Source organism: Metabacillus endolithicus, assembly GCF_023078335.1.
Taxonomy (GTDB): Bacteria; Bacillota; Bacilli; order Bacillales; family Bacillaceae; genus Metabacillus; species Metabacillus endolithicus.
The window spans coordinates 1,716,845-1,742,105 of record NZ_CP095550.1; the positions used below are offsets into that span (position 1 = coordinate 1,716,845).

23 protein-coding genes and 1 riboswitch are annotated in these 25,261 nt (G+C 35.5%); of the genes, 3 read left to right on the plus strand and 20 right to left on the minus strand.

Going from position 1 to position 25,261, the window contains the following annotated elements; all coding sequences use genetic code 11:
• Positions 1 to 37 precede the first annotated feature (37 nt).
• From MVE64_RS09215 to MVE64_RS09260, 10 genes are all read right to left on the minus strand, one after another.
• Entirely contained in the window at positions 38 to 727 is a 690-nt protein-coding gene (locus MVE64_RS09215; protein WP_247345782.1) for an ECF transporter S component, read from the minus strand.
• Positions 709 to 1,383 carry an energy-coupling factor ABC transporter ATP-binding protein gene (locus MVE64_RS09220; protein ID WP_247345784.1) on the minus strand — a complete coding sequence of 225 codons (675 nt, stop codon included), beginning with the start codon at positions 1,381 to 1,383 and terminating at the stop codon, positions 709 to 711. Before MVE64_RS09220 ends, MVE64_RS09215 begins: the two co-directional genes overlap by 19 nt.
• On the minus strand, positions 1,335 to 2,357 hold the full coding sequence (locus tag MVE64_RS09225) for an energy-coupling factor ABC transporter ATP-binding protein (protein WP_247345787.1): 1,023 nt from the start codon (positions 2,355 to 2,357) through the stop codon (positions 1,335 to 1,337). Before MVE64_RS09225 ends, MVE64_RS09220 begins: the two co-directional genes overlap by 49 nt.
• Entirely contained in the window at positions 2,330 to 3,217 is an 888-nt protein-coding gene (locus MVE64_RS09230; protein WP_247345790.1) for an energy-coupling factor transporter transmembrane component T, read from the minus strand. Before MVE64_RS09230 ends, MVE64_RS09225 begins: the two co-directional genes overlap by 28 nt.
• Before the next feature lie 6 nt (positions 3,218 to 3,223).
• Positions 3,224 to 4,027 (minus strand): DUF4430 domain-containing protein, encoded by an 804-nt coding sequence (locus tag MVE64_RS09235; protein ID WP_247347010.1) that lies wholly within the window; start codon positions 4,025 to 4,027, stop codon positions 3,224 to 3,226.
• Positions 4,028 to 4,120: 93 nt separating this feature from the next.
• Positions 4,121 to 5,947 carry a DUF4430 domain-containing protein gene (locus MVE64_RS09240; RefSeq protein ID WP_247345792.1) on the minus strand — a complete coding sequence of 609 codons (1,827 nt, stop codon included), beginning with the start codon at positions 5,945 to 5,947 and terminating at the stop codon, positions 4,121 to 4,123.
• 131 nt (positions 5,948 to 6,078) lie between these two features.
• Positions 6,079 to 6,262: riboswitch (cobalamin riboswitch) on the minus strand.
• A 187-nt stretch (positions 6,263 to 6,449) separates the two neighbouring features.
• Positions 6,450 to 6,599, minus strand: coding sequence for a 50S ribosomal protein L33 (gene rpmG, locus MVE64_RS09245; protein ID WP_098799083.1), 150 nt, complete (start codon positions 6,597 to 6,599; stop codon positions 6,450 to 6,452).
• 27 nt (positions 6,600 to 6,626) lie between these two features.
• Positions 6,627 to 7,817, minus strand: coding sequence for a GTP-binding protein (locus MVE64_RS09250; RefSeq protein WP_247345795.1), 1,191 nt, complete (start codon positions 7,815 to 7,817; stop codon positions 6,627 to 6,629).
• A 221-nt stretch (positions 7,818 to 8,038) separates the two neighbouring features.
• Positions 8,039 to 9,220 (minus strand): coiled-coil domain-containing protein, encoded by a 1,182-nt coding sequence (locus MVE64_RS09255; RefSeq protein WP_247345797.1) that lies wholly within the window; start codon positions 9,218 to 9,220, stop codon positions 8,039 to 8,041.
• A gap of 371 nt (positions 9,221 to 9,591) precedes the next feature.
• Positions 9,592 to 9,903 (minus strand): hypothetical protein, encoded by a 312-nt coding sequence (locus MVE64_RS09260; protein ID WP_247345800.1) that lies wholly within the window; start codon positions 9,901 to 9,903, stop codon positions 9,592 to 9,594.
• Between the two features lie 142 nt (positions 9,904 to 10,045).
• Here MVE64_RS09260 and MVE64_RS09265 point away from each other — a divergent pair, with 142 nt between their 5' ends.
• Genes MVE64_RS09265 through MVE64_RS09275 form a run of 3 tightly spaced genes read left to right on the plus strand, consistent with a single transcriptional unit; the run spans position 10,046 to position 11,880 of the window.
• Positions 10,046 to 10,615, plus strand: coding sequence for a hypothetical protein (locus MVE64_RS09265; RefSeq protein ID WP_247345803.1), 570 nt, complete (start codon positions 10,046 to 10,048; stop codon positions 10,613 to 10,615).
• A 40-nt stretch (positions 10,616 to 10,655) separates the two neighbouring features.
• A complete protein-coding gene (locus tag MVE64_RS09270) occupies positions 10,656 to 11,267 on the plus strand; it encodes a sensor histidine kinase (RefSeq protein WP_247345806.1) in 612 nt (203 codons plus the stop codon).
• Positions 11,236 to 11,880, plus strand: a complete 645-nt coding sequence (locus MVE64_RS09275; protein ID WP_247345809.1) for a response regulator transcription factor — start codon at positions 11,236 to 11,238, stop codon at positions 11,878 to 11,880. The genes MVE64_RS09270 and MVE64_RS09275 overlap by 32 nt, the downstream gene beginning before the upstream one ends.
• A 124-nt stretch (positions 11,881 to 12,004) precedes the next feature.
• Here the strand turns inward: MVE64_RS09275 and MVE64_RS09280 are convergent, their stop codons facing one another.
• The 10 genes from MVE64_RS09280 to MVE64_RS09320 form a co-directional block, all read right to left on the minus strand.
• Positions 12,005 to 13,105: a DNA alkylation repair protein gene (locus MVE64_RS09280; protein WP_247345812.1), complete on the minus strand. Its 1,101-nt coding sequence runs from the start codon at positions 13,103 to 13,105 to the stop codon at positions 12,005 to 12,007.
• A gap of 129 nt (positions 13,106 to 13,234) precedes the next feature.
• Positions 13,235 to 15,301 carry a LuxR C-terminal-related transcriptional regulator gene (locus MVE64_RS27360; protein WP_281730468.1) on the minus strand — a complete coding sequence of 689 codons (2,067 nt, stop codon included), beginning with the start codon at positions 15,299 to 15,301 and terminating at the stop codon, positions 13,235 to 13,237.
• A gap of 80 nt (positions 15,302 to 15,381) precedes the next feature.
• Positions 15,382 to 15,723, minus strand: coding sequence for an STAS domain-containing protein (locus MVE64_RS09290; RefSeq protein ID WP_247345814.1), 342 nt, complete (start codon positions 15,721 to 15,723; stop codon positions 15,382 to 15,384).
• A 42-nt stretch (positions 15,724 to 15,765) separates the two neighbouring features.
• Complete coding sequence (locus tag MVE64_RS27365) at positions 15,766 to 16,041, minus strand: chemotaxis protein CheB (protein ID WP_281730469.1); 276 nt, start codon at positions 16,039 to 16,041, stop codon at positions 15,766 to 15,768.
• A gap of 20 nt (positions 16,042 to 16,061) precedes the next feature.
• Entirely contained in the window at positions 16,062 to 16,802 is a 741-nt protein-coding gene (locus MVE64_RS09295; RefSeq protein ID WP_281730470.1) for a chemotaxis protein CheB, read from the minus strand.
• Between the two features lie 4 nt (positions 16,803 to 16,806).
• Positions 16,807 to 17,613, minus strand: coding sequence for a CheR family methyltransferase (locus MVE64_RS09300; protein WP_247345817.1), 807 nt, complete (start codon positions 17,611 to 17,613; stop codon positions 16,807 to 16,809).
• A 114-nt stretch (positions 17,614 to 17,727) separates the two neighbouring features.
• Positions 17,728 to 21,450: a methyl-accepting chemotaxis protein gene (locus tag MVE64_RS09305; RefSeq protein ID WP_247345820.1), complete on the minus strand. Its 3,723-nt coding sequence runs from the start codon at positions 21,448 to 21,450 to the stop codon at positions 17,728 to 17,730.
• A 46-nt stretch (positions 21,451 to 21,496) separates the two neighbouring features.
• Positions 21,497 to 24,055: a chemotaxis protein CheW gene (locus tag MVE64_RS09310; protein WP_247345823.1), complete on the minus strand. Its 2,559-nt coding sequence runs from the start codon at positions 24,053 to 24,055 to the stop codon at positions 21,497 to 21,499.
• 20 nt (positions 24,056 to 24,075) lie between these two features.
• Positions 24,076 to 24,516: a chemotaxis protein CheW gene (locus MVE64_RS09315; protein WP_247345825.1), complete on the minus strand. Its 441-nt coding sequence runs from the start codon at positions 24,514 to 24,516 to the stop codon at positions 24,076 to 24,078.
• A 363-nt stretch (positions 24,517 to 24,879) separates the two neighbouring features.
• Positions 24,880 to 25,239: a response regulator gene (locus tag MVE64_RS09320; RefSeq protein ID WP_098799710.1), complete on the minus strand. Its 360-nt coding sequence runs from the start codon at positions 25,237 to 25,239 to the stop codon at positions 24,880 to 24,882.
• Positions 25,240 to 25,261: the final 22 nt, after the last annotated feature.

A 25,261-nucleotide genomic window follows, 5' to 3' on the forward strand; every position in this document is an offset into this window, starting at 1 on the left:
GAGCATCGAATAATTTCCATGCTCTGCGTTTATATATTTATTTAACTTCTAATAACCCATACTTTTTCCTGAACCTCTGGAGAATCTTCATCCAGCCTGTTGCAAACAGTAGCAAGAAAAACACATTTGAGATAGCATGAGCTAAATCAAAATATAAGCTTGCTCCATAATACGCCAAAATCTCCACTAGTTTTATATCATCACCAAGACTAACGAAATACCATAGATTCATCATCCATCCGAATAATATCCCTGTTATAAATCCAAAGATCGCCCTTCCAATTGGTGACACTTGTATCCATGTCCCGCGTAAAAATCCTGCACATAACCCTATCATCCCCCAGGCATACATTTGCCAGGGAGTCCATGGTCCTTGACCCAAAAATAGGTTCGAAACGAGGGCAGCAAGTGCACCAACAACAAACCCACTTTCTGCTCCGAAAACAAACCCTGTAACAATGATCACAAACGTTGTTGGCTGCACACTTGGAATAGAGGCAAACGGAACACGGCTAACCGCAGCAATCGCTGCAAGAATGGCTAAAATAACTAGTTCCCTTCCCATCACCTTTCTTCGTTCAAAACGAATCATAAAAGGAAGGAATGTACCGAGCATAAATAGCACACTAACAAGAAGAAATTGCTTCTCCGCAATGAGTGTTCCACAGAGTAGAATGAAGGTGATAATTAAGACAGAAATCAATAGTATTATTTTTGGACGTGCCAAGACAATCGAGCCTCCTCAACCGTTAAGACATCAGGAATATGACTGCCTCTTGTCATTCGATTTACGACGGTTGTATAAAATGCATTTCCTTGAAAAAAACGCTTAGAAGGGGCTTCTGTTGTAATAGACCCTTGAAACATCATTGCACATCTTGTTGAATAACTTGCCGCAAATTCAATATCATGTGTAACCATTACGATCGTTAAACCTTGTTTTTGAAGTTCTTTTAACAGCTCTCCGAATTGCTGCTTAGAATCTGGATCAAGACCTTTCGTTGGTTCATCCACAAGAAGCAAAGAAGGCTTTGGCAACAGCACCCCAGCTAGGGCTGCCTTTTGCATTTCCCCTCCACTAACGTCATATGGATGCCGCTTTAAAAGATGCTCTAATTTAAAAAGATCGAGCAACTCTTGTATCCTTTCTTCTCCAGCATTCACATGATGATAGTGAATAATCTCTTTTAACTCATCTTCAATCGTATCATGTAGAAAAAATAACTTAGGGTTTTGTGGGAGAAAGCCTATTTCATTAGGGAGTTGTTTTTTCACTTTTTTACCTTTGTAATAAATAGAACCTCTCTGTGGTCGAGCTAAGCCTGCCATCACCTTTAAGAGCGTAGATTTTCCCGTACCATTAGCCCGACTATTGTTAGCCATTCTCCTTCAAATACGTTAAGGGATAAATTATTTAAAATTTTGTTCGTATCCTTCGAATATTGGAAATCAAGATGCTTTAACTGTAAAAGCATATCTTGGTAGGTTTTATTCTCTGTGATTTCCTTTGTAACCGTAACATGTAGACTATTTAACCATTTCTTTCCTTCCTTAACAGACAGGGGAATCAAACCCGAATGTCGTTCATTGCTTTGATCTAAAAATAATCTTGCAGGACTTGGTAAGTAATTGTACATTTCATGATTCTTTTCAGACCCAAGCCTTTGAATAACACTACGCGGATGATCAAAGTAAAGCATCTCACCTTTATCCAACACCATAGCTCGGTCGGCAATCCCAAAAAGCTCTTCTAACCGATGCTCTGCAATAATAACAGTAATGCCAAATTCTTCGTTCATTGTTTGAAGCATTCCGATAAACTCTCTTGCTGAAACAGGATCTAATTGAGACGTTGGCTCATCAAGTAACAATACCTTTGGCTCCATTAACAGAACAGACGCTAAGTTTACAAGCTGCTTTTGTCCTCCAGAAAGCTCATATGTTTTTTTATCAAGTAAACCTTCTAATCCGAAGAAATGGACAATCTCTGCTACTCGCTTTCTCATCTCTCCTGTTGATGCTCCCATATTTTCAAGGCCAAAAATAAGTTCTTCTAAAACCTTGTCCATAACGATTTGATTTTCAGGGTCTTGAAAAACCATGCCGATACTTTTTGCTACTTCTTCTGCTTCTATAGTTAAAAGGGGATTATTCTCTAAGAAGAACTCTCCTTTTTTTTCTCCATGTGGAGCGATCTCTCTCTTAATAAGCCGGAGTAAAGTGGATTTTCCACTTCCAGATGAACCACAAAGAACAATAAATTCCCCCTGTTCAACTGAAAATGAAATGTCCTTTAATACAGGCTGTTTTTCATCAGGATAAGTAAAGCTTATATTTTTTGCTTCCAAAAATGCCATCGAACTGTATCCCTCCCCTCAATAAATAGTGGGATGGCAAGATATAGAGTGAAAACACCAAGATAAAACCATTCTCTTCCTTGAATAACTGGTGATTCTAAGATAGGATAGATGCTTAACACCCCATCTCCCAGCCACCAGCCTGCTACTGCTACACTTCCTATCAATAGTAACGTAAACAATACAAGCCAATCTTGGATCTCCATTTTAAAAGGCGTATATTTGCTTCTCTTTTTAAGACCATACCCACGTGCTGCCATAGAATCTGCGGTTTGAATTGCTTCCTCTAAAGACCATGTTAATAAAATTTGTATAAGTAAAATACCGTTCTTTGCACGAGTTCGAATTTTCCCCTCTGAAACAGACAAACCCTTCCCTTTTTGTACCGATTCTATTTCTCTTAATCTTCGTTTTAACAATGGCACAAATCTCATAGAAAGCATCGTTAGTAAAGCCCATTGAGGAAGGATCCTAGAAAAAAGAAATAAAAACTTTTCAGCTGTGATCACAAGGTTATATGAAGCAAATAAAACCAGTAGCGTAAAGATTGATAATGCTAATATCACTCCCTGTATAATTGCCTCTAACATGACAGGGTTATGATATAAATAAAATAAGATATGAGTTCCTCTTCGATTGATTAAAGGGTTAATAATCAGAAAGAAAATAGATAGAAAAAACATCATAACAAGCCAGCTTCTTAATGTTTTTCCCCTATCAAGCTGCAAATGAAAAAGAATGAATAAAAGAGCTGCAACAAATAAAAACACCGGATGCTTATAAAGCATTACCAGTGCTGCTGCGCCCACATAATAAAAAAAACTAACGAAAGGATGAAAGCTATGAATTCCTTTATTCATGATCAATTAATCCTCATTATAATTTGTTGTATAGATCCACTGAACAGTATCACCATTAGTGACTGTTATAACACCTGCACTTCGGTTTAACGTTGAACCATTTCTTTTTACAGTCCAGCCACTAAATTGACCTCGGTCGAATTCAAATAAATTATCAATACCCTCCACATACGCAGATGATCCGCTTCCTGTTACGCTAACAGGTATACCTTTTTGTTTTAAGATAGTTAGTGTTACATCCAAAACTGTATTTCCTTCACTCATCACAACCTTTGTAGCAGGAAGAATGGTTCCTTTTTCACTATCACCTACAATTGAGATGGTAACCGCCTGCTTTGGTTCTTCCTTTTTCGGTGGTGGTGTGGTTGATTGTTCTTTTGTAGCAGTAGTTGTATCTTGTTTCGTTGATTCATTTGCAGCTTTTTTAGTTGGTGTTTCAGTCTTTTGAGTAGTGCTTTGTGTTTTTTCTGTTACTTTCTTTTCAGAAGTGTTTGTTGTATTAGTTGTTGTACTAGAAGACTTGCTTTGTGATGATGTAGAAGATGATTCCTTTGTTTCTTCTTTTTTATCTTCTTCAACAGCAGCCGTTGTTTCTTCTGTAGTTTTCTCTTGTGTTTGCACTCCTTGTTTATCTTCGGATTCGACTTTTTTGGTGGAATCAGCTATTTGTTCTGCTTCTTGATCACTCGTATCGTTTGACTGTGTTTCCTCACTTGTTTCTTCATTTAATACCGGTGATACTTCGTCTTTTTCACATGCTGCAGTAAAGAATAAAATTGTCGAGAACACAATCAGCAGAAAGGTTTTCATTTTTGACAAAGAGTTACACCTCCAATAGTTTTTCTGATACGATCATCCATAAATGGGAAACGCCCCTCCAAATGGAGAGGGCATCTCATTTCGTTATTGTTGTTGTCTTTTTCTAACATACAAACTAGTTATTCCAATAATAAGTAAAGCAAGACCAATTAATGCCATGTTATAACTTTGGGTAGCAGTATTTGGTAAAGGATAACCCTTGGTTTTTGCTGGTTGATCATTTTTAGTCGTACTAACATTTTCAGAAGTATCTTTATCAACATCTTCCTTCACTACAACAGGAGTTTCATTGTTGTCAGCAGGAGTCTCTGTGTTTTTCTTTTCAAGAGTTAAGCTATATAAAGATCCTTTTTCATTTAAAAATAATTGATACGCAACAATTCCTCTATAGCCTTGATCTGTTGTAAATGAGTCACTAGTGTCTCCACCTTGCCAGTCAAAGCCACCGTCATCATTTTGGTAGGAAAGAAGATAGTCAATCAAACTAACACCGTCTTTTGTAAACTGATCACTATGTGAATCAATGGATAATGCCGATAACGCAATAACTACCTGTGCAGCTGTTGAGCTGTTATCAATTTTTGAATTTTTGTATTGTGCTGATAAATATTTTACTGCTTCATCTACCGCACTCTTCACATCCGCGTTTGATTTAACATATGGAGCAAGTGCAGTTAATACCATAGCCGTTGTATCACTGTCACTCGTTGCTTCACCACTCCATGTCCAGCCACCATCGTCGTTTTGATTTTTTAGCAATTCATTGACCAATGCTTCTCGCGACCATTTAGCTGAAGATGGAACTTCAAAGTTAGCACTATCTAATGCAATAAGAGCATAAGCTACGCCATTTAATCCCTGCTTTGTTACATTTCCATTATAGATAGCTTGAACAAGATTATATCCTTCAATATTTGTTGGATCTTCACCTGCTGCTAAAACGCCCAATGTTAGTCGCTCATAATCTGTTATTTTTGAAAAACTTCCTTGACGTTCAGTTAATTGTTTTTTCAAGTTTTCTAGATAGCTATCCGGCAATGTCTTTCCTGCCTTATTCAAAGCCACTGCCTGCCAGTCTCCAACCTCTTGTTTTAAAACATATTGACTAGCTGCATTTATAGCATTCTTAAGGGCAGCTTGATCAAACTCCTCAACTGGCTGTTGTTCCTCTTCAGGTTGCTGCTCTTCCTCTGTAGGTTCTTCAGCAGGTGTTTCCCAAGATTCATATTTTAACGTTACTTTATCAGCATTTTTAAGCGCGTAACTGTCAACCCCAACTGATGCCATCTCATCATTTACATAAAATGCCCAATAATAAGTACCTTCAGCAGCTAATCCTCCGATACTTGTAATCATCACGCCATATTCAGATGTTTCATATTCAATGTTTTCTTGTCCGTAACCAATCTGTAATAAATCGAATGCAGTTGGTTGATCAATGTATGCAATTGATGAAGGCTCCGGTAAAATCACATGATCTTTATCACCAATTATTTGCAGTGACACACTATTTTCAGAAGGCTTTGTCCAATCCGTATAACGAAAACTTAACTCGTCACCCTCTTGTACAACATAACTGTCTGCGCCAACTTGTGCTTGAACACCATTAACATAAAAAGCCCAATAATATGGATCCTTTGCTTCTAATCCGTTTATTTCAGTAATAAATACCCCGTATTCAGACTCACTGTATTTAACTTGGCTCTCACCAACAGCTTGAACGAGTACATCAAATGCAGTTGTATCCTCTGCAAATGTATAGTTTGTTTCATCTAGTAATAGTTCATTGTTATTTCCAACAACTGATATTGTTTCCCCTTCTGCAGCAAATACAGTTGTCTGAAAAGTGCTAACGAATAAGGTAGAAACTAAAAGGACAGTTAATATAATATGTTTTACTTTGTTGAACAACGTGTTCTCTCCTATCTATAAAAATTTATTGAGGCAAAAAAAAATCCTCTATGTAGGAGGATTGCAGTCGTTAAGAGAAAAATGTCCAATAATTGACTCTTTCTTTTCTTAACACCCTCCTATCCGCGTAGTACGAGGTGAAAAAATAGGCAGGTCTCCTGACTTATGATCAACATCCTTACAGCCTTCCCATCTTATAGACAGTGGCAAATTTGTAAAGACTCTCATTTACAGTGGCGGGACCGCGCCGGACTTTCACCGGACTTCCCTTTTCATGATAGGATAATACTATCAACCTATTTTTATCATATTCAATTTAACTGTTTTAATCATAGTCTAGTATGAAAATGGTGTCAATATATGTAGGAGTCTGCATATATATGGTAAGAAACTTCAAAAATCCATTTCTCCTTTCATTCATATAATAATAGAGTTATTTATTCCCTGGTTGACTCAAAAAGAAAAAGCCATGATCTTTGAAGAATGATCATGACTTTTGCGCTTATTTAGTTTCTCTATGCACTGTATATTTCTTTAATCGTGGGCAATATTTTTTAAGTTCAATTCGATCCGGGTTATTACGCTTATTCTTTGTTGTAATATAATTTCGATCACCAGTTTCTGTACATGCTAATGTAATTTTCACTCTCATTATAATTTCCTCCTTGGAAAAATAAAATTAATTTTCTGCAGTAAAAGCTGGAAGAGGATCGTTAAAAGAAGACCAATCCCTCTTCATTTCATCATTTGTCAATAAGCATTCATCTAGAGATCTTTCAATCAATTCACGGTTCATGTCGATTCCAATCATAACAAGCTCAGTTATTCGATCACCGTATGTATGATCCCACTTTGCCAATAACTCAGGTTCTTCTTTTAAAAATTGGTCCTGCTCTGCTTTTGAATAAGAAGCAATCCAATTTCCTGCTCCCTGAATGATAATAGAGGGACCTGCCTGTGAGAGAAGTCCTGTTATATCATTACGTGAAGCAAGCCAGAAGAACCCCTTAGCTCTAACAACATCTACAGGCCAATTCTCAAGCCAAGTCATAAATCTTTCAGGATGAAATGGTATTTTCCTCTTATATACAAATGAGGTGATTCCGTATTCCTCTGTTTCAGGTATATGTTCATTCATAAGCTCTTGTATCCACCCTGCTGATTGACTAGCTTTTTCAAAATCAAAAAGGTTCGTATCTAAAATCCTTGTTATTGGTACCTTTGAAAAAATAGACTCGATGATCGCAGCATCAGGATTCAGTTTATGAAGAACGGCTTTTAATTCATCTATATCTTCTCGCTCAACTAAATCTAATTTGTTTAATACAAGAATGTTAGCAAATTCTATTTGATCAATTAACAAATCTACTACCTCCCTTGTATCTGTTGGATCTATTGCTTCGTTACGGTCAAGAAGACTCTCCCCGGAGGAATAGTCAAGCCAAAACCGATAAGCATCTACAACAGTTACCATTGCATCTAGTTCACATATTTCAGTTAAATTTATCCCTAATTCTTCATCTATATATGTGAATGTTTGGGCTACAGGAATAGGCTCGGAAATACCGGATGATTCAATAACTAGATAATCTAAATGCCCTTTTTTCACTAATTTTTTCACCTCTATAATGAGGTCTTCTCTCAGTGTACAACATATACAGCCATTCTGAAGTTCAACTAGATTTTCCTCCGTTCGGGAAAATCCACCTTGTTTAATAAGCGAGGCATCAATATTTACTTCACTCATATCATTAACTATAACGGCTATTCTCTTATTATCTTTGTTACTTAAGAGGTGGTTTAATAATGTAGTTTTCCCAGCACCTAAATAGCCACTTAAGACCGTTACTGGTACCTTTCTATTTTTCATGTAATCCTCCTATATAAAACAAAATGATTACGATTTAAATTTCATACTTTTATGTAAGTAATCAGAAAAATGTGAATTAAATCGTAACAGTTACGTTTTATATATTATATTATCTCCTGTTGATATGCAATAAGGTTTAATAAAAAAGTTTTAAAAAGAGAATTTCGGGAAAAACATAAATAAGAAAGGCTGACACCTAAATGCCAGCCTCTCTGTTTCTATTATAAATTTACACGCATAACGCGACCATTAAATTTTGCCCAGTAACCACTAGACATATTAGCGATTGCAACACCAGTTGAGCTTTGAGAACCAATGAATTTACCGCCACCTACATAAATACCAACATGTCCATCTTTTTTATAAGTATCAAAGAATACCATATCTCCAGGTTGCATGCTGCTTGTTGGAACTCTTGTACCAGTATTTTTTAGGATTTCCGTACTTGCTCCTACTCTTACTCCTACAGTTGAGAATGCCCAGCTTACGAATCCAGAACAATCAAATCGACCATTAGCGATATCATAAGAGTTTCTTCCGCCACCAAATACATAAACAGAATTTCCGATATATTTATAACCAGCACTAATTAAATCATTAACTGTACCGTTAGGGTTTACAGGTGTGTCTTCAAATGTAACTGTATTATTTGAAGTACCTTTTGCTACTTCTACAGAATTAGATGATGTTGTGTTTGCAGCCGCTGCTTCAGCTGCTGCTAATGCTGCTGCTTTTTGTTTTAAGCTGTTAATTGCAGCTTCTTTTGCTGATTTTTCATCTTGAAGTTCTTTTCTTAATTGATCATTTTGTTGCTTTTGTGCCAGGATATCAGCCTGCATGCCTTCTAAATCTGCTCTTAAGTTTTCAAGGTCTGAAAGCACTTCCACTTTTGCAACTTTCTTTTCATTTAACTCTTTTTCATCAGCTTCTTGCTGAGAAATCATCGAACGATCTGCTTCTACAATTTTCCCTACCGCAAGTGCACGGTTTAGAAAATCACCGAAACTAGTAGATCCTAGTAAAACATCAATATATTCAACATTCCCACCACTGTGTTGGTAAGAAATTGCACGTTGCTTTAAAATTTCTGTACGTTCTTTAATAGCTTCTTCTAGTTGAGCGATCTCAGAATCCATCGCGTTTATTTCGTCTTGAGAAGTTTGAATCTGCTCTTCTGTTTGCTTAATCTTTGCTTCGTTATCTTTTATTGCTGCATCAACGCGTTCACTTTGTTTCCTTAAATTTTCTAACTCTGCTTGTACTTGTTGTACATCCTGAGTATGATCTTTAATTTCTTTTTGAACTTCTGTACTTGTTTCAGCGTTAACCGAAGGAATTGCAAATGAACTGCCTAATCCAATCATGACAGCTAAATTCATGATAACTAGTTTCTTTTTCGACATTCTCTTCCCCTACTTTCGTTTCTCGTACATGAATCATTCTATGTATCTATTTTTATACAATACTATTTTACTTATTTAGCCACAATTAGAAGTATATCATCAAAAAATGACAAAACTATGTTGTTAATATTACATTTATATTTCAAAAGTAACAAAATGTAGCTTTTTCGCCTCAAAAAAGCACATTTACAACTGTAACATAGTTTATATCGCAATTCTAGTATTTATCTATTAATAGAATTAATAAATTTAAGAATGTATAAAAAAAGAGATAAATTGATAGATGTAGGTTAAAAGGAGGGAGAAAAGAAGTTTATGAATGAGAAATCTTACCTAAACTCAGTTTTAAGTTAGTTCTTTTCTTCCCCTGATTATGACAAAAAATTCATTAAAATAGCTATCAAGATTGAAAGCATGCCTGATTGAAAAAGAATTTGATTTAGTACCTTCGCTTTTCCGTTTAACGAATCCTTTACAGCTAACATGAGAAACGATATTAGCAAAGTAACATAACTCGGAATTAAGTTACTACTAAATCCTTCGAATGATAATTGTGCTGAGAGTAGAATTACAGCAACTAAAATCAGGTGAAAATAAACTGTTTTTCTAGTTTCTTTCCATAAAAATCTAACTGCCAAAAATAGAAGTATAGTATATAAGATTAAGATCCATTTCATAACCAAGAAAAAACTGACCTCCCATCCAACATTTATACCCTTTTCTAGTTTTGATCTGTTACTATAATAAGGAAATCTAGTCATCATAGAATAGTAACTGCTTTCATTGAAAAGTAATAAAATTACATATAGGGAGTATGACTAACTCATGACTAAACGAGTGGATACAAGGGAATGGACCTGGGTAGATTATGTTATTACCGGAGTAAGAAGTATCTTTTATCTGTCAGGAATTATTTATTTCACCATGATTGACACCAATCAGCATAATGGCCTCATCTTTATTTGGTTATCATTGTGCCTCTTCATTCCACATCTTTTTTGGCGTCCAGGCTATATATCATATAAGCTATATAACTTTGCTGAGCTTGGCGTTAACGGCAGTTTTTATATTTGGAATATCCTTTATTTAAATAATGAGCTTGGGCCCTCTTTATTATTTATGCCTGCTCTGGGATTTGGTTTTTTAGCTACAAGTAAATCGGTTAAATATACACTTCCTATTTTAATGTTGCTTACATTAGGTTTATTAATTACAGACGAAGAGATGTTTAATGTTTTTATGAACATGTTTTTAATTTCGATGATGTTTGGCTTTGGATACAGCTTTAACCGAATGTTAGAGTCACAAGCCAGGACAAGAAAATTATTAACAGAAAACAAAAAACAATATGAACTAATACAAGCCTCAAAACCACGCACTCGAGCAGTACTCTAAACAAATTGAGGAACTGACTTTAACAAAAGAAAGAGCAAGAATGGCAAAAGAGTTACATGATACAATCGGACATACCTTAACATCCGTTATTATGAGTATGGATGCCATCATACATTTAATTGATCTAGATAATCACGCAGCTAAGGAACAACTATTAAAGGTAAGAAATTATACAAATAAAGGCTTAAATGATATCCGTCTCCATATCCATTCAATGGTTCCTGCAGAAAATGGTTCCACTCTTACATCGACTTTTCAGGAAATCACACGTGAGTTTTCAGAGTATACACAAACAAAAATAGAGATTGCAATTAATGGAGTTGAACACTCATTACCTAATGAAATAAAGGTAACATTAGCAAGATGTCTTCAGGAATCATTAACAAATGCCAAGCGTCATGGAGATGCTACAGAAGTCAATATTCATTTGGATTTTACAGAGGACCCCACTCTATTAACAATTAAAGATAATGGCAAAGGCACTAATAATCTGCAGCTTGGCTTCGGCTTGAATGCAATGAGAGATCGCCTTGAAATGTACCAAGGCTCATTACAAGTGCTATCACAGGAAGGAAAAGGAACAACAATCAAATGCACTGTACCGAAAAGGGAGAGGGAATATGAAAAAAGTGAAGCTGTTATTAGTGGATGATCAGGAATTAATCCGGGAAAGTCTTTCAATCGTCTTAAGTTTACAGAAGGATTTTGAAATTGTTGGGACAGCTGCTAACGGAGAAGAAGCCATTAAATTAGCTGAACGTTCTTTTCCTGATATCGTATTAATGGACATAGATATGCCCCTTTTAAATGGAATCGAAGCAACAAAAGTCATTAAAAGCAGATTACCCCAAACTGAAGTGATTATATTAACAACTTTTAAAGAGATAGATGTTGTTACAGACGCTTTAAAGAATGGTGCTGTTGGTTATTTGTTAAAAGCCATCAACCCAGAGGATTTAATTGCGGGCATCAAATTAGTTCACCGTGGTGGTACATTAATTCCTCAAGAATTAGCCAAGCAGCTATTATTAAGAGTACCTGCAGCTTCCATGGAAAAAACACTTAGCGAAACTTATGGATTAAGTGCAAGGGAAATTCAAATATTAGAATGCCTTTCTAACGGACTATCAAACAAGCAAATGTCAGAAAAGCTCTATTTAAGTGAAGGCACTATTAAAAACTACGTATCCCGTGTTTATTCAAAATTGGATGTAAAGGATCGTCAAGATGCAATCCAAAAGCTTAAAGATGATGGTGTGATATGATTATCGGGTTTTATAGGAGAAAGCAGACTAACACTCAAACTTATAAAGATTAATCTGTCCGGTCCATTAAAACATTTGCCGGTTTACAACTATATCCACTTTCAAACATGAAGAGGACACATGATTATTCTTCTTGTGTCCTCTTCATCACTTCAAATTCCTCTTTGGCCTTGTCTTCACCATTTACTATGATATGTATCACATGCTTTCCACTATAGTGTTTTCTTGTTGATAAATCCCTAAAAGAATGTGTTTTTGTATAAACTTTTTCCTCTCCTGGTGAGATGGATGTTTCGGAAATTTTAAATGACTTTGTTGAATGCTTTCCATTTGCTTTTACAAAATCGATCGCATATTCAAGTCTAAGCTTTCTTGGTTCTTTATCTATTGATGTAATATGAAATGCAAATGTAATAGCTTCTCCTATTTCCACTTTTTTTGTAACAGTTAAATTTTTAACCTGAATATGCTCACTTTTTTCCAGACCAAATAATTCAAGTGCCTCTGGAATACCTTTCTTTAATAATGTCCGTAATCCCGTTTTAACAATCCAATTCGTTCGATCATTTGTACCGAGCCATCTCTTTGCTAAATGAAGGACAAGCTCAGGATGATCTTTTGAAATATCATTTAAATTATTGGCGACACTTTTTCTCACATATAGAGAAGGATCTTCCTTTAGATTTTCTAGTATTGGAAAGATAGGTGAAGGGTCTTTTTTCAAGTTTATTAAGGCAATTCCCCACGGAAGTCTTGGACGCGAACCCTCGCTTGCGAGTCTTCTGACATGCTCATTTTCATGTGAACTCCATTCTAAAAACTGTGCCATCATTTTAGGTTGATTCTCCATCACAAATGGTCTTACTGCAAATTCGGAAGTTGAGAACATAGTAAAATATTCAAGTGCCTCCATTGATATCTCCCAGCTATGTAAACCATAAATTTCTACATAATCTGGAAAAATAATTCCACCAAGACTTCCTTGAAAAGAAGGAGCCACTTTTTTTAATAGTGCCACAGCTTCACCAAATTCTTGAGGTAAACTTTGAGATAAACTCAAAGTAATACGACGGACACGTTGTTTTAATGCCAGTTCATCCCAGCCTTTTGCATAAACGGATGATAAAAATTCTTCTTGATTAAAAAGTGGATCATTGTCTTGTAATTCCTTACTCAGCTTCTTTATAAATTGCTCATTAAATAAAGCTCGAAGTTCTTCTGCCATGTATAACTCCTTCACCCTTTAGTTTGTTAGTATAAAGAATTATATCATGGAGATTTATTAGAGTTAAATTGAGTAAAAAATTAAAGTCCACAAACAAAATAAAAACAGGTAATCTATCACCACCTGTTCTTACTCCATCCCGTATTTAATTCGGTAAATCTTAGCCATTGCTTGAACCCGATCTGTAACATTTAGTTTTTTAAATATATTTGTTATATGGTTTTTCACAGTATGAACACTTATATTTAAATAGCTGCCTACTTCCTGATTGTTTAAACCTTCTAGTATTAAAAAGAGTATTTCTTTCTCTCTTGAAGTCAATTTTAATTCTAGAATTACGCTTTTTATATCAACAAGATCATTAATTTGTTCATCAGCAAGTTCCATTTCCTCTGCCTGTTTTAAACTAGATGAGTGATTCTCTTCCATTCTTGTTTCCAAATCAGGACTTACCTGCTGAATCGCCATTTTCATTTCATCATCAAGAAAAGATAGAGCTAAGTTTTTATCTATTCTTTTTACAATTGTCTGGTAAATATATGTTATCATTTTCACTTCTATGCTTTTATTCACTTGTTTTGTAGAAACATCCATACTCTCTTCTAATAAATGAAGTACTTTTGAATTCTTCAATTTACTTTTCAAAAACTCCAAGCGATATGTCATAACCTTGCAAGCATTCATAAGTTGTTCCACAGAGGTTTCAGGTATTGATAGTGATTGTGAAAGTTTCTTTACTATTTTCATCGCTTCTAATGTATTCAAATAGTTTTGTTTATTTAATTCCTCTAAACTATCGTGAAGCAAATTGATCGTTTCTAAATGGTTATGATCTAGTTCTTCATCATTGTGTTGCTCCATTTTGATACACCTAGACAATAACCGAGCAATGATGTGCAGACTCATTGACACTTCTTCATTCTTTTTTCTATCCTTAAGTTCTACTGTTAACATACCAATACAATTCTTCTCAACAAAGATTGGTTGATGAAAGACCATACTCTGTTCATATATTCGCTTCAGCTGTTGAAGGTTGCTTCCTTCTCTAATAAGCTCATGGCAAACCTTTTTATGCTCTTCAAGTAGTGGGTCATTCAAAGCACCTCTACTAATTGTTTCCCCATTATCTACTGTAAAACTAGAAAAATGATGATTGTTAATGCTCTGACAAAAATCAAGAACCTTGTACATGATATTTTTAACATCTTCGGTATGAAGTGCAACCTCTAACAGGTCTAATAAACCATAAAAAGCAAGCTGTAGATGTTTCTCGTGCTTTAAAGCTTCATCACTTGCTTTCCGTTCTGAGTAGAGATGAACAATAAACTGAAGAATATCAAGCAGCTCTTGACTAATCATTCGATCTTCTGTTGTTCCACCAAACATAAGACCTTCGACAATACCGTTTTTCTTTATAGGAAAAATAAATAACTGATTTGGATATAAGTGAAATTGTTGAAAAAAATCACTGCGATTTGTAAGGCCCGTATCAGACAAAAACATATTTTCCCCCAAAACAACAGCTTTTCCCAACAAGCCTTCACCGATATAAAATGTATTTCCTTTTAATTGTTCAATACTCTGACCTTGTACAGCTTTAATCATAAATTTGGCATGATCTATTTTTTCTGATAGTCCAATAAAATCTATTCTATTTAATTGGAGAATTTGTGCAAAAAGATGTGATAAAAATTGATCATTCTCAATCAGATTCCCTTTCGACTGTCTTATATGTGTTAAAATATCAATTATTTTTCTTTGAACTTGAGTTCGTTTTTCATTCTCTTCAAAGCTTTTTATCATGAAGGTAATTGAATCTATTTTATTGACTAACTCTGTCTTTTCCTCTTGATTTACAGAAGTCATAGAAAGATCTACTAAGTCATTTTTCTTACTTTCTTCCAAAAATGGCCCTGCCACAAGTAAATAGTTTGTTTTGGTAGAAGAAATAATCGGGGATAAGATAAACTTTAAATTTAATGTTTCTTCATGCCAAGAAAAAATAGTTGATTTCGAAATCAACTGTCCTGTGCTAATTATTTCTTTTTGAAAGGAATCAACATCCCTAATTTTATAAAATGGTGTTTCATTCACTTTGTTTACTGACAATAAAATTTGCCCGTCCTTGTTAATAACGGATACCGGAAACCCACTAGATGTGGAGAATATTTGTAATAAATTTTGAATCACATTCATTTTGCCAAACCCCCATCAAAACAAAACTCTCTACTATATATTTCGGTAAAAAACATCCTTTTTTTGATGGTAATTTTATCCTATATTAATGTTTGAAAATAATTTTCCGCCTCTTCTATTGTTTTATATAGCCCCATAAAAGTATGAAATCTTACAATAGTAAAAATCTCGTCCAGTGGGGGCTTTACACCTGATATAACTAACTCTTTTCCTTCCTTTTTGGCCTTCATAGCTGCATCCGCGATAACACCTAAAGATGTGCTATTTAAATATTTTACGTTTTCTAAATCCAAGATAATATGCTGGCGTGATTTTAATAGATGCGTTTGGATATCCTCTTTAAATGATTCATTATTCTTAATTGTAATTTCGGTTTCCTTAACTTTTAAAATATCGACGAGTTCTTTATGAATTAACTCCACTGTGACCATCCTTTCTTCATTAGTGGCTCTTTCCACCAACATTTACAACAATGCATGTCTTATTTTATCGTACATTTTAAACAATGGAGCCTGTTCATCTGATAATCCAGCCTCATCAATCACTTTTGGCATACCATAGACAACACATGTTTCTTTTGATTCAGTAAGGACTAGTCCTCCTAATTGTTTCACCTTCCGACAACCGCGTAAACCATCATCACCCATTCCAGTCAAAATGACAGTGAGCAATCGTTCTTTGTATAAAGGAGCAGCTGATAATAATGTAACATCTACAGAAGGTTTATATAATGTTTCCATACCTGCTGAAATCTTTAATTTTATTTGATATAAGTTTCTTTCATTTTGATCAATTGTTGTCTGTAGCCTGCAGGAGCAATGTATATTGTACCTGGTTTAAGAATTTCATTGTGCTCTGCCTCTTTTACCTTAAGTTGACATAATGAATCAAAACGATCTGCCAAAGGCTTCGTAAAGCCTGGTGGCATATGTTGAACGACCACAATAGGAAGGTGAAAATCCGACGGAAATTTCGTTAGTATCGTTTGTAATGCTGACGGTCCTCCTGTGGAAGTACCGATAAAAAGAAGTTCTTTGCTCATTTCAATCATGTCTTCTGTGTGGACTTTCTTGTCTGGAACAACCTCTTCCTTTTGTATCAGAACTGGTAACTTCGCTGAAGCTGCTACAAGTAATCTTTGATAAAAATCGTCAAGAACTTCAGAAGATGTATTATTTACAAGGACCTCTTTTATAACAAAATCTACAGCTCCTAATTCAAAGGCTTCAAGTGTAGAATCTGCCCCATTGCTTAGCATAACAACTGGTACTGGATTTTCATTCATTAATCTTCCTAGCGTTTGAAGACCATCTAATTCCGGCATTTCAATATCTAGTGTTACAATAGAAGGCTTTAGCTGCTTTACCTTTTCAATTGCATCCAACCCGTTTCTTGCTTTTCCAATGACAAAAAAATCAGGGCTTGCCTCTATTAACGTGGAAATAGTTTTCCTCATAAAAGCAGAATCATCCACAACTAACACTCCATATTTGCCATCCATTTTGTTACCCCTTTCGATAGTAGAAGGTCCCATCTGTACTGATCGTCTCAAAACCTATCCCCATTGTAGATATGTTTTCTGCATGACCTAGAAAGAGATATCCACCTTTTTTAAGTGAGTGATAAAATGAGGTTGCCACCTTTTTAACCGTTTCAGCATCAAAATAAATTAAAACGTTCCGGCAAAATATAACATCATACAAACCTTCATTTCTCATATTTTCTTCATCAAGTAAATTTAAGTATTTAAAAGTGATCATATCTTGTATGTCTTTTTTCACACTATAATGATTTTCAGTTTCTTCAAAATATGTGTCAAGCCATTTCTGCGGAATACGTCTAAAAGATAGCGATTTTTTATGGTACATTCCGTTAGTTGCTGTTTGTAGAACCTTTTTATTTATATCTGTTGCAGTGATCGTTACCTTGTCCTCAAGTGTTACACCGAGATCATTTAACATCATTGCAAGAGAATACGGTTCTTCCCCTGTTGAGCAGGCAGCACTCCAAATTTTTATTGGTTGTTCAAGTACTCTTTCTTTTTTCAGTATTGGTATTACTTTATTTTGGAAAACATGAAGTTGTTTATCTTCACGATAAAAATAAGTTTCATTAATTGTTAAAAGTTCTACAAGAATATCCCACTCTTTTGGGTTTTCCTCTAAAAGACGCATATAACTCCATAATGTTACACTTAATTGTTCCAGACGTTTTGAAATTTTTGCTTCTAAAGAAGAAATATTATTCAAGTAATTTAATCCACAATACTCATAAACTAATTGAGCTAATTGCTTTAGCGCAAAATTTTCCATATTGCGTATCTCCTTTTTCCTAATAAATTAATTCATAAATATATTTAAGGGTCAGACACTTTTAAACAGTGTGATAGATTATATTCACTGTAAGGTCTGACCCTTATCCTACTATTAGTTTACTGACTGAAGTGTACGTTGGATGTCTTTGTTCGTATCCTTGATTGTTGATGATAGTCTAGTTACTCCATCAATATCTTTCGCACTTTGCTTAAACATAGCACTTGTTTCATTCATTACTTTTTCTAGCTCAAGAATTTCATTTAATTGCAGTTTTGTTGCTTCTGTTATTTCTTCAGATTGATCTTTAACAGCTTGAATCAGTTTTACAACATCATCACTTTCTGTGGTTAATCCTTTTGTTTCTGTCGTAACAATCGTCATTTGATCAGCAATATTAGCAATACTCTTCGTGATGTCTTTAATCAGTTCAGTTTGCTCTGATGTTGATTGTGTCACAAGTTCAGCTTGATTTGTTACATCACTTGTAATGGAAACCATTGATCTCGTTTGTTTTGTTTGTTCTTCAATTGCTGAAGTAATTTGGAGCATTTGCTCTTTTGCAGCTCGAATATCATTTGTAATTTCTTCTGCTCCACCCGCTTGTTCAATCGTAGCATTTGTAACCATTTCTGCTTGATTTGTCATAGATAGAGCAGACTGCACAACACTTTCCGCTTGTTTTGCTTGTTCAACCGTTGCAACTGTTACTTGTCTTACTTGTTCACGCGCTTCAACAACACCTGAGATAATTTCTTCTACACCTGTTACTTGTTCTTTTACTGATTCTGTTACTTGACTTGCTTGGTTCGTAATAGATTCTACTGCATTTACAACTTCTTGTGCTTTTTTCGCTTGCTCGTCAGTTGCTGTAGTGATTTGTCTCACTTGCTCACGTGCATTCGTTACACCTCTAATGATCTCTGTTACACCAGCTTTTTGCTCAATCATTGCTGTCGTAACTTGTTCAGCTTGATTTGTAACATTTTCCATAGCCTTTACCATTTGTTCAGATTGCTTTGTTTGTTCTACAGTAGCTGTAGTAATCTGCTTCACTTGCTCACGGGCATTGATTACACTTTTAATAATATCTTCTACACCAGCAGCTTGTTCCTTCATCGAATCTGTTACTTGTCTTGTTTGCTCAACCATACTGCTAACTTCAGTAATAATCATTTGAGATTGTTTCGCTTGTTCCTCTGTTGCAACTGTAATTTGTCTCACTTGCTCTCTTGAGTTACGAACACCCTCTATTACTTCATCAACAGCAATAGCTTGCTCATTCGTTGAATTTGTCACAAGCTCTGCCTGCTTTGTTACATTCGCAACCGATTCTACAATGTCTTGAGACTGCTGTGCTTGCTCCTCTGTTGCTGTTGTGATTTGTTTTACTTGCTCACGCGCGTTAACAACACTGTTAATAATTTCAGTTACTCCTGCTGCTTGTTCTTTTACTGCTTGTGTAACTTGCTCGACTTGATTTGTCATACTTTCTATTGAACCAACAATATGTTGAGATTGCTTCGCTTGTTCTAATGTTGCATCTGTAATTTGTCTTACTTGGTTTCTTGCATTCAGAACACCCGTAATAATTTCTTCCACTCCAGCTGTTTGTTCAACCGTTGCTTTTGTTACTAAATCTGCTTGTGTTGTTACATTTTCAACAGATTTCACGATATCCTGAGCTTGTACAGCTTGCTGAGTAGTTGCAGTGGTAATTTGAGAAATTTCTGTTGTAATATTTTCAACACCATCTACAATTCGAATAATTGCATCACTAGCACTGTCTGATAACTTATAGCCTTGTTCAACTTTTTCTTCACCAATCTCAATTGCCTTAATGGCATCAGAAGTTTCACCTTGAATCCCTTTAATTAAACTAGCAATCTCCTTTGTTGCAGATGCTGTTCTTTCAGCCAGCTTACGAACTTCATCTGCTACAACACTGAACCCTTTTCCATGCTCTCCAGCTCTAGCTGCTTCTATCGCAGCATTTAAGGCAAGTAGATTTGTTTGCTCTGCAATATCATCAATCACTTCAATAATACTACCAATTTCATCTGAGCTTTTTCCTAGACTTTGCATAACCGTGGATGCTTGTTTAACAACTATTCCAATTTCTTTCATCCCATCAACAGATTGTAAAACGGCTTCACGACCATTTTGCGCTTCATGTGCCACGTTTGCTGTTAGTGAATTAACATTTTCAGCATTTGCTGCCACTTGTTCAATAGATGCAGCCATTTCTTGAATAGACTGATTTGTTTCTTTTGCCGAAACTGTTAGACTTTCTGCATTTACTGAAACGCCTTTGATTGATTTACCCATTTGCTCAATAGAGGCAGAAACTTGTTCAACAGAGCTTGCTGTACTTTGTGCATTTCCAGCTACCTGTTGTATAGATGCTGCAAGTTCTTGGATAGAAGCTGCTGATTCCTCAGATGATTTATTCAGGCTTTCTGCATTTACTGAAACGCCTTGTATTTGACTACCCATTTCTTCAATAGCTGCAGATACTTCCTCAACAGCCATTGCTGTACTTCTTGAGTTACCAGCTACTTGTTCGATGGATGCTGCCATCTCTTGGATCGCATCATTTGTTTCTTTTGCTGAATTTGTTAAGCTAACAGCATTTGCTGCCACACCTTTTACCGAATCACCGATTTGCTCAATCGAAACAGAAACTTGCTCAACAGAACTTGCTGCACTTTGTGAATTTCCTGATACTTGTTGAACAGATGCTGCCAATTCTTGAATAGACGCACTTGTAGATTCAACTGAAGCCGCTAATACTTCAGCATTTTGAGTAACTCCTTTAATTTGACTACCCATTTCTTCAATTGCAGCGGACACTTCTTCAACTGATGCTGAAGTACTTTCTGCGTTTTTTGACATCTGTAAATTGGATGCAGCCATTTCTTGGATTCCATCATTTGTTTGTTTAGCTGAGTCTGTTAAACTAACCGCATTATTCGCTACTTGCTCAATTGAAACAGCCATCTCTTCTATTGCTGCAGATACTTCCTCAACAGAATTCGATGTACTGCCTGCATTCCCAGCAACTTGTTGTATCGATGCTGCAAGTTCTTGTATTGATGCAGTCGTATCTGTAGCTGACAAGGTTAAGCTTTCTGCGTTTGCTTCAACACCTTTAATTGATTTTCCCATTTGCTCGATTGAAACGGAAATTTGTTCTACAGAAGCTGCTGTTTTCTCAGAGTTTCCTGATACTTGTTGTATAGATGCTGCTAATTCTTGAATAGCCTCACTCGTACTTTTCGCGGAATCTGTTAAACTTTCCGCATTTGTTGCAACTCCGACAATCGATTTGCTCATTTGTTCCATTGATGCTGAAACATTCTGAATAGATTTTGATGTTTCAACTGAATTTCCTGATACTTGTTCAACTGATGCAGCAATTTCCTGGATAGAGTGTGATGCATCTTTTGCAGATCCTGTTAGTACATTTGCATTTTGTGCAACTGCAGTAATTTGGCTAGCCATTTCTTCCATTGCAGCGGTAATTTCATTTAGTGATTTTGAGCTGTTTGTTACATTTAAATCCAATCCTTTTATTGAATTAAGAATACCTTCTAATGAAGAAAAAGATTTTGCCGTAGACTTTCTTAAGTTTTCTGCATTTGAAACAACACCATTAATTGATCTAGAAATCGTCGACATCATGTTCCCTGTTTGATTTAAAGATGCTGCCTGTTGATCATTTCCAGTTGAAATTTGTGTCATCACATCATTTAGTTGATTAATATCTTGTTCTAAATTTGAAGTTACTCTCGTAAGTTGCTCCATAGGTACTTTTGTTTTTCTAAAGAAACTCATAGCCAAAGGCCTCCTAGTCGTTTTATAGATGCTTTCTTTTCATGATTTATGGTTGTGATACTAGCTCTGCTGAAAGATCTTGCAGATTAATTGATTGTAAGATCTCATTAAATTCAAGAATAATTACAACTCTATCATCTAGCTTGCTTATCCCTTTAATAAGATTTGAATGATTATATTGGCTACCTGACGGTGGTTGTTCAATAAGACTATTTGTTGTTTTTAATACTTGTGTGACTTCATCTACAAGGAAACCAACATCCTGCTGGTTATTTTCAACAACAATGATTCTTGATTTCTTTGTTTGTGACTGTTCTTGCAGATTAAATCTTCTCCTTAAGTCAATAACAGGAAGCATATTTCCTCTTAAGTTAATGATTCCCAACAAATCCTTAGGTGCATTGACGACTTTTGTCATAGCAGGAACGGAGACAATATCTTTAGCACGTTGGATGTCAATTCCATATTCTTCTGTATCTAGCTTAAAGGTGACAAATTGACGTTCATCTTCAAGTTCTTTTCGTTTATTATCTGTAGCTGTTTCCGTATCTTGTGTACCTTGTTCACGTACGACTGAGGAAACATCTAAAATGAGTGCAACACTTCCATCACCCATGATCGTTGCACCAGCTATATATGGTGGTGATCCAATATAAGGGCCAAGTGATTTAATGACAATTTCTTGATTACCAATTGTTTTATCAGCTACAATGCCAATACGTTTGTCTGCAATTCCTACAACAATGACAAATTCACGTTTCTTTTCTTCCGTCGCCTCTTCAGATGTATCCAACCCTAGTTTTTCCTTCATTCTCACAAGTGGCAGGACCCTTCCTCTCACAAGGCCAACTTCTTTTTCTTTAATTGTTTGAATATCTTCTTTATTTAATCGAATGATTTCAAGAACATTCACCAGTGGAATCGCAAATGTTTTTTGTCCAAACTTGACTAATAAAGAACTAATGATAGCTAGAGTAAGTGGAAGCTTAATCGTAAAAGTTGTACCGACTCCAACAGTTGAATCAATATCAATTAAGCCATTTAGCTTTTCAATATGTGCACGAACGATATCCATTCCAACACCACGACCAGAAATGTCTGTAATTTTCTCAGCTGTTGAAATACCTGATTTAAAGATTAAGAACATAGCCTCTTTATCATCTAATTTCGCTGCCTCATCTTCAGAAATTGTTCCCTTATTAATCGCTGTTTGTTTGATTTTATCTGGGTCAATCCCTTTTCCATCATCACGTATTGAAATAACAATATGATTTTCTTCATGTGCAGCACGAAGTTCAATCTTACCTTTTCTTGATTTACCTAAGCGTTCACGTTCGTCAGGTGGTTCAATTCCATGGTCAATTGAATTCCGAAGCAAATGAATGATTGGATCGCTAATTTCTTCAATTAATGTTCGATCAAGCTCTGTTTCTTTTCCAGTCATAACAAAGTCAATTTCTTTATTTGCTTTTTGCGTTGTGTCCCTCACCATACGAGGGAATCGATTGAAAAGTTGTTCAATTGGTAGCATTCTTGTTTTCATCATGCCTTCTTGAAGTTCAGTGATCACACGACTTAAATGATTTGTTACCTCGTCAAGTATTTCCATATCGTCTTCTTGACGTGTATCACGATCTGCCAATCGACCACGAACATCAACTAACCTTGTTTGGTCAATCACTAATTCGCCTACTAAATTCATTAAGTGTTCAAGTTTATCCACATCTACTCGAACGGTTGGATTAATTTTTGCCTTTGGACTTCCTACAGGCTTATCATCTTGCACTTGTTCTAATTGGGCTTGTGGACTCGGAACAGCCAGCTCTTTTTGATGTGAATTCATATTTTCTTCTGTTATTTGATTGATGTTCACAAACTTTATATCCGATATTTGATTAATAATTTCAAGAATTTCTTGTTTTGTTCGCATGGTGAGAAGGATGAAAGCCATTTCTCCTTCAAAGCCTTCAGACTTCTCCATCTCGTCAATGGAAGGAAAAGCAGCAACAATTTCCCCTGCTTCTTTTAAGTTATTATGAATTAAAAGTGCTCTTACATTTTTCATCAACGCTTCATTAGAAAGCTTAATCGAGACCTCCAGCGCATTATGGCCAAAGGCTAGTCCACTGATCACTACATTTTTGGTGTAATCATCTAACTCAGTTGTGATTTGATCTTTTGTAGATTTAGCATTTGGTATTTCTTCATCTTTCATTTCATGGGAATGAAATTCATTCAACTTATCAACAAAAGGTTGAATATTAATTTCCTCGAGATTTCCATTTAAAATCCCATCTTTTAAAATTTTGATAAAATCGATGCTTTCAAAAATAACATTAACTAGTTTAGGTGTAACAGCTAGCTTTTGGTTTCGAACCTGATCAAAAACATTTTCTAGATAATGAGTAAATTCTTTCATTTGCTCAAAGCCCATTGATGCCGATGATCCCTTAAGTGTATGAGCGGCTCGAAATATATTCTGAATGGTTTCAATTTTTTCAGGGTGCTGTTCTAGCACCAATATCTCTGAATCTAGTATTTGTAATTGTTCATCTACCTCATCGAGGAATACTCCCAGATAGGCAGATAAGTCAAAATCAGTCATATTGACCTCCTTATAACGTTCTATAATTGCTCATATAGAACTTTCTCTAAATGAAGAATCCCAATCACTTGATCATTGAGCTTTGCAAAGCCAGTAAAGATCTCTTCATCTACTTTCAAACCCGGTGGGGGTTCTACGTTTTCCTCTTCAAATTTTGTGACCATTCTTACTTCATCCACCATTAACCCAATGTTCTCATTTGTGCCTTGGACAATAACGATTCGATTTTTTTTGTTTCTTTCTGAAATTGGTAATTCAAAACGCTTATGCATACTAACAACTGGAATAATGCTTCCGCGTAGGTTAATAACTCCTTCAATCATTTCATTAATTCCAGGTATGCTTGTAATGGTTGGAACTCGCAGAATTTCAACCACTTCTTCTATGGATAATGAATAAAGTTGTTGATTTACAGAAAATACGACAAATTGAACTTTGCCTATATCAGAAGCAACCGCCAAATTGATCGCCTCCTTGTTATTTATTTGATAGCTTTATTGTGATGTATTGTTCAGATTATGAGTATTGGAGTGGGTTCCTATTTTTCAACAAAAGTCGACACACTTATATAGGATTTGAGACCTATTAAAGAATCATAAAAATAGTTGTAAAGTTTCACTCTTTCATTTTATAGGAACGGTTTCCTGTTTTTTTATAGGAGTATCTATCTAAAACTTATTTTTACGCCATATGTGATGGAGAATTATACGTTGGAGACTAGTCCTTAAATTTAGGAAGGTTATGAAAAACATCAAAATCATATTATTCTTTTCTAACAAAAAAAGCCAGACCCAAAAGGGTGTGGCTTTTTCGACGTCTCTAAATTAAGAACAAAACTTTTGAAGTGCTTCTGTAATTCGGTCCGGAGAAAATGGCTTCACTAAGAAATCTTTCGCTCCTGCTTGAATTGCCTCAACAACCATTTGCTGCTGCCCCATTGCAGAGCACATAATAACTGTTGCGTTTGGGTCAAAAGCTTTAATTTCACGAACAGCTTGGACTCCATCCATAACAGGCATTGTAATATCCATAGTCACTAAGTCCGGCTTTAGATCTTTATATTTTTGTACCGCCACTTCCCCGTTCTCTGCTTCACCAACTACTTCATGTCCTGCTTTTGTGATCATATCTTTTAGCTGCATTCTCATAAATGCTGCATCATCTGTTACTAGTATTCTTGCCATTTGTCTTGCCCCTTCCTTTAAG

Excerpts from the sequence above, each read along its gene's own strand:
- MVE64_RS09300 (WP_247345817.1), bottom strand. The coding sequence starts at position 17,613 with ATGGAAAATTTTGCGCTAAAGCAATTAGCTCAATTAGTTTATGAGTAT.
- MVE64_RS09275 (WP_247345809.1), top strand. The coding sequence starts at position 11,236 with ATGAAAAAAGTGAAGCTGTTATTAGTGGATGATCAGGAATTAATCCGG.
- MVE64_RS09280 (WP_247345812.1), bottom strand. The coding sequence starts at position 13,105 with ATGGCAGAAGAACTTCGAGCTTTATTTAATGAGCAATTTATAAAGAAG.
- MVE64_RS09255 (WP_247345797.1), bottom strand. The coding sequence starts at position 9,220 with ATGTCGAAAAAGAAACTAGTTATCATGAATTTAGCTGTCATGATTGGA.
- MVE64_RS27365 (WP_281730469.1), bottom strand. The coding sequence starts at position 16,041 with ATGGAAACATTATATAAACCTTCTGTAGATGTTACATTATTATCAGCT.
- MVE64_RS09310 (WP_247345823.1), bottom strand. The coding sequence starts at position 24,055 with ATGACTGATTTTGACTTATCTGCCTATCTGGGAGTATTCCTCGATGAG.
- MVE64_RS09250 (WP_247345795.1), bottom strand. The coding sequence starts at position 7,817 with ATGAAAAATAGAAAGGTACCAGTAACGGTCTTAAGTGGCTATTTAGGT.
- MVE64_RS09305 (WP_247345820.1), bottom strand. The coding sequence starts at position 21,450 with ATGAGTTTCTTTAGAAAAACAAAAGTACCTATGGAGCAACTTACGAGA.
- MVE64_RS09220 (WP_247345784.1), bottom strand. The coding sequence starts at position 1,383 with ATGGCTAACAATAGTCGGGCTAATGGTACGGGAAAATCTACGCTCTTA.
- MVE64_RS09265 (WP_247345803.1), top strand. The coding sequence starts at position 10,046 with ATGACTAAACGAGTGGATACAAGGGAATGGACCTGGGTAGATTATGTT.
- MVE64_RS09320 (WP_098799710.1), bottom strand. The coding sequence starts at position 25,239 with ATGGCAAGAATACTAGTAACAGATGATGCAGCATTTATGAGAATGCAG.
- MVE64_RS09230 (WP_247345790.1), bottom strand. The coding sequence starts at position 3,217 with ATGAATAAAGGAATTCATAGCTTTCATCCTTTCGTTAGTTTTTTTTAT.
- MVE64_RS09235 (WP_247347010.1), bottom strand. The coding sequence starts at position 4,027 with ATGAAAACCTTTCTGCTGATTGTGTTCTCGACAATTTTATTCTTTACT.
- MVE64_RS27360 (WP_281730468.1), bottom strand. The coding sequence starts at position 15,301 with ATGAATGTGATTCAAAATTTATTACAAATATTCTCCACATCTAGTGGG.
- MVE64_RS09295 (WP_281730470.1), bottom strand. The coding sequence starts at position 16,802 with ATGGATGGCAAATATGGAGTGTTAGTTGTGGATGATTCTGCTTTTATG.
- MVE64_RS09225 (WP_247345787.1), bottom strand. The coding sequence starts at position 2,357 with ATGGCATTTTTGGAAGCAAAAAATATAAGCTTTACTTATCCTGATGAA.
- rpmG (WP_098799083.1), bottom strand. The coding sequence starts at position 6,599 with ATGAGAGTGAAAATTACATTAGCATGTACAGAAACTGGTGATCGAAAT.
- MVE64_RS09270 (WP_247345806.1), top strand. The coding sequence starts at position 10,656 with ATGGCAAAAGAGTTACATGATACAATCGGACATACCTTAACATCCGTT.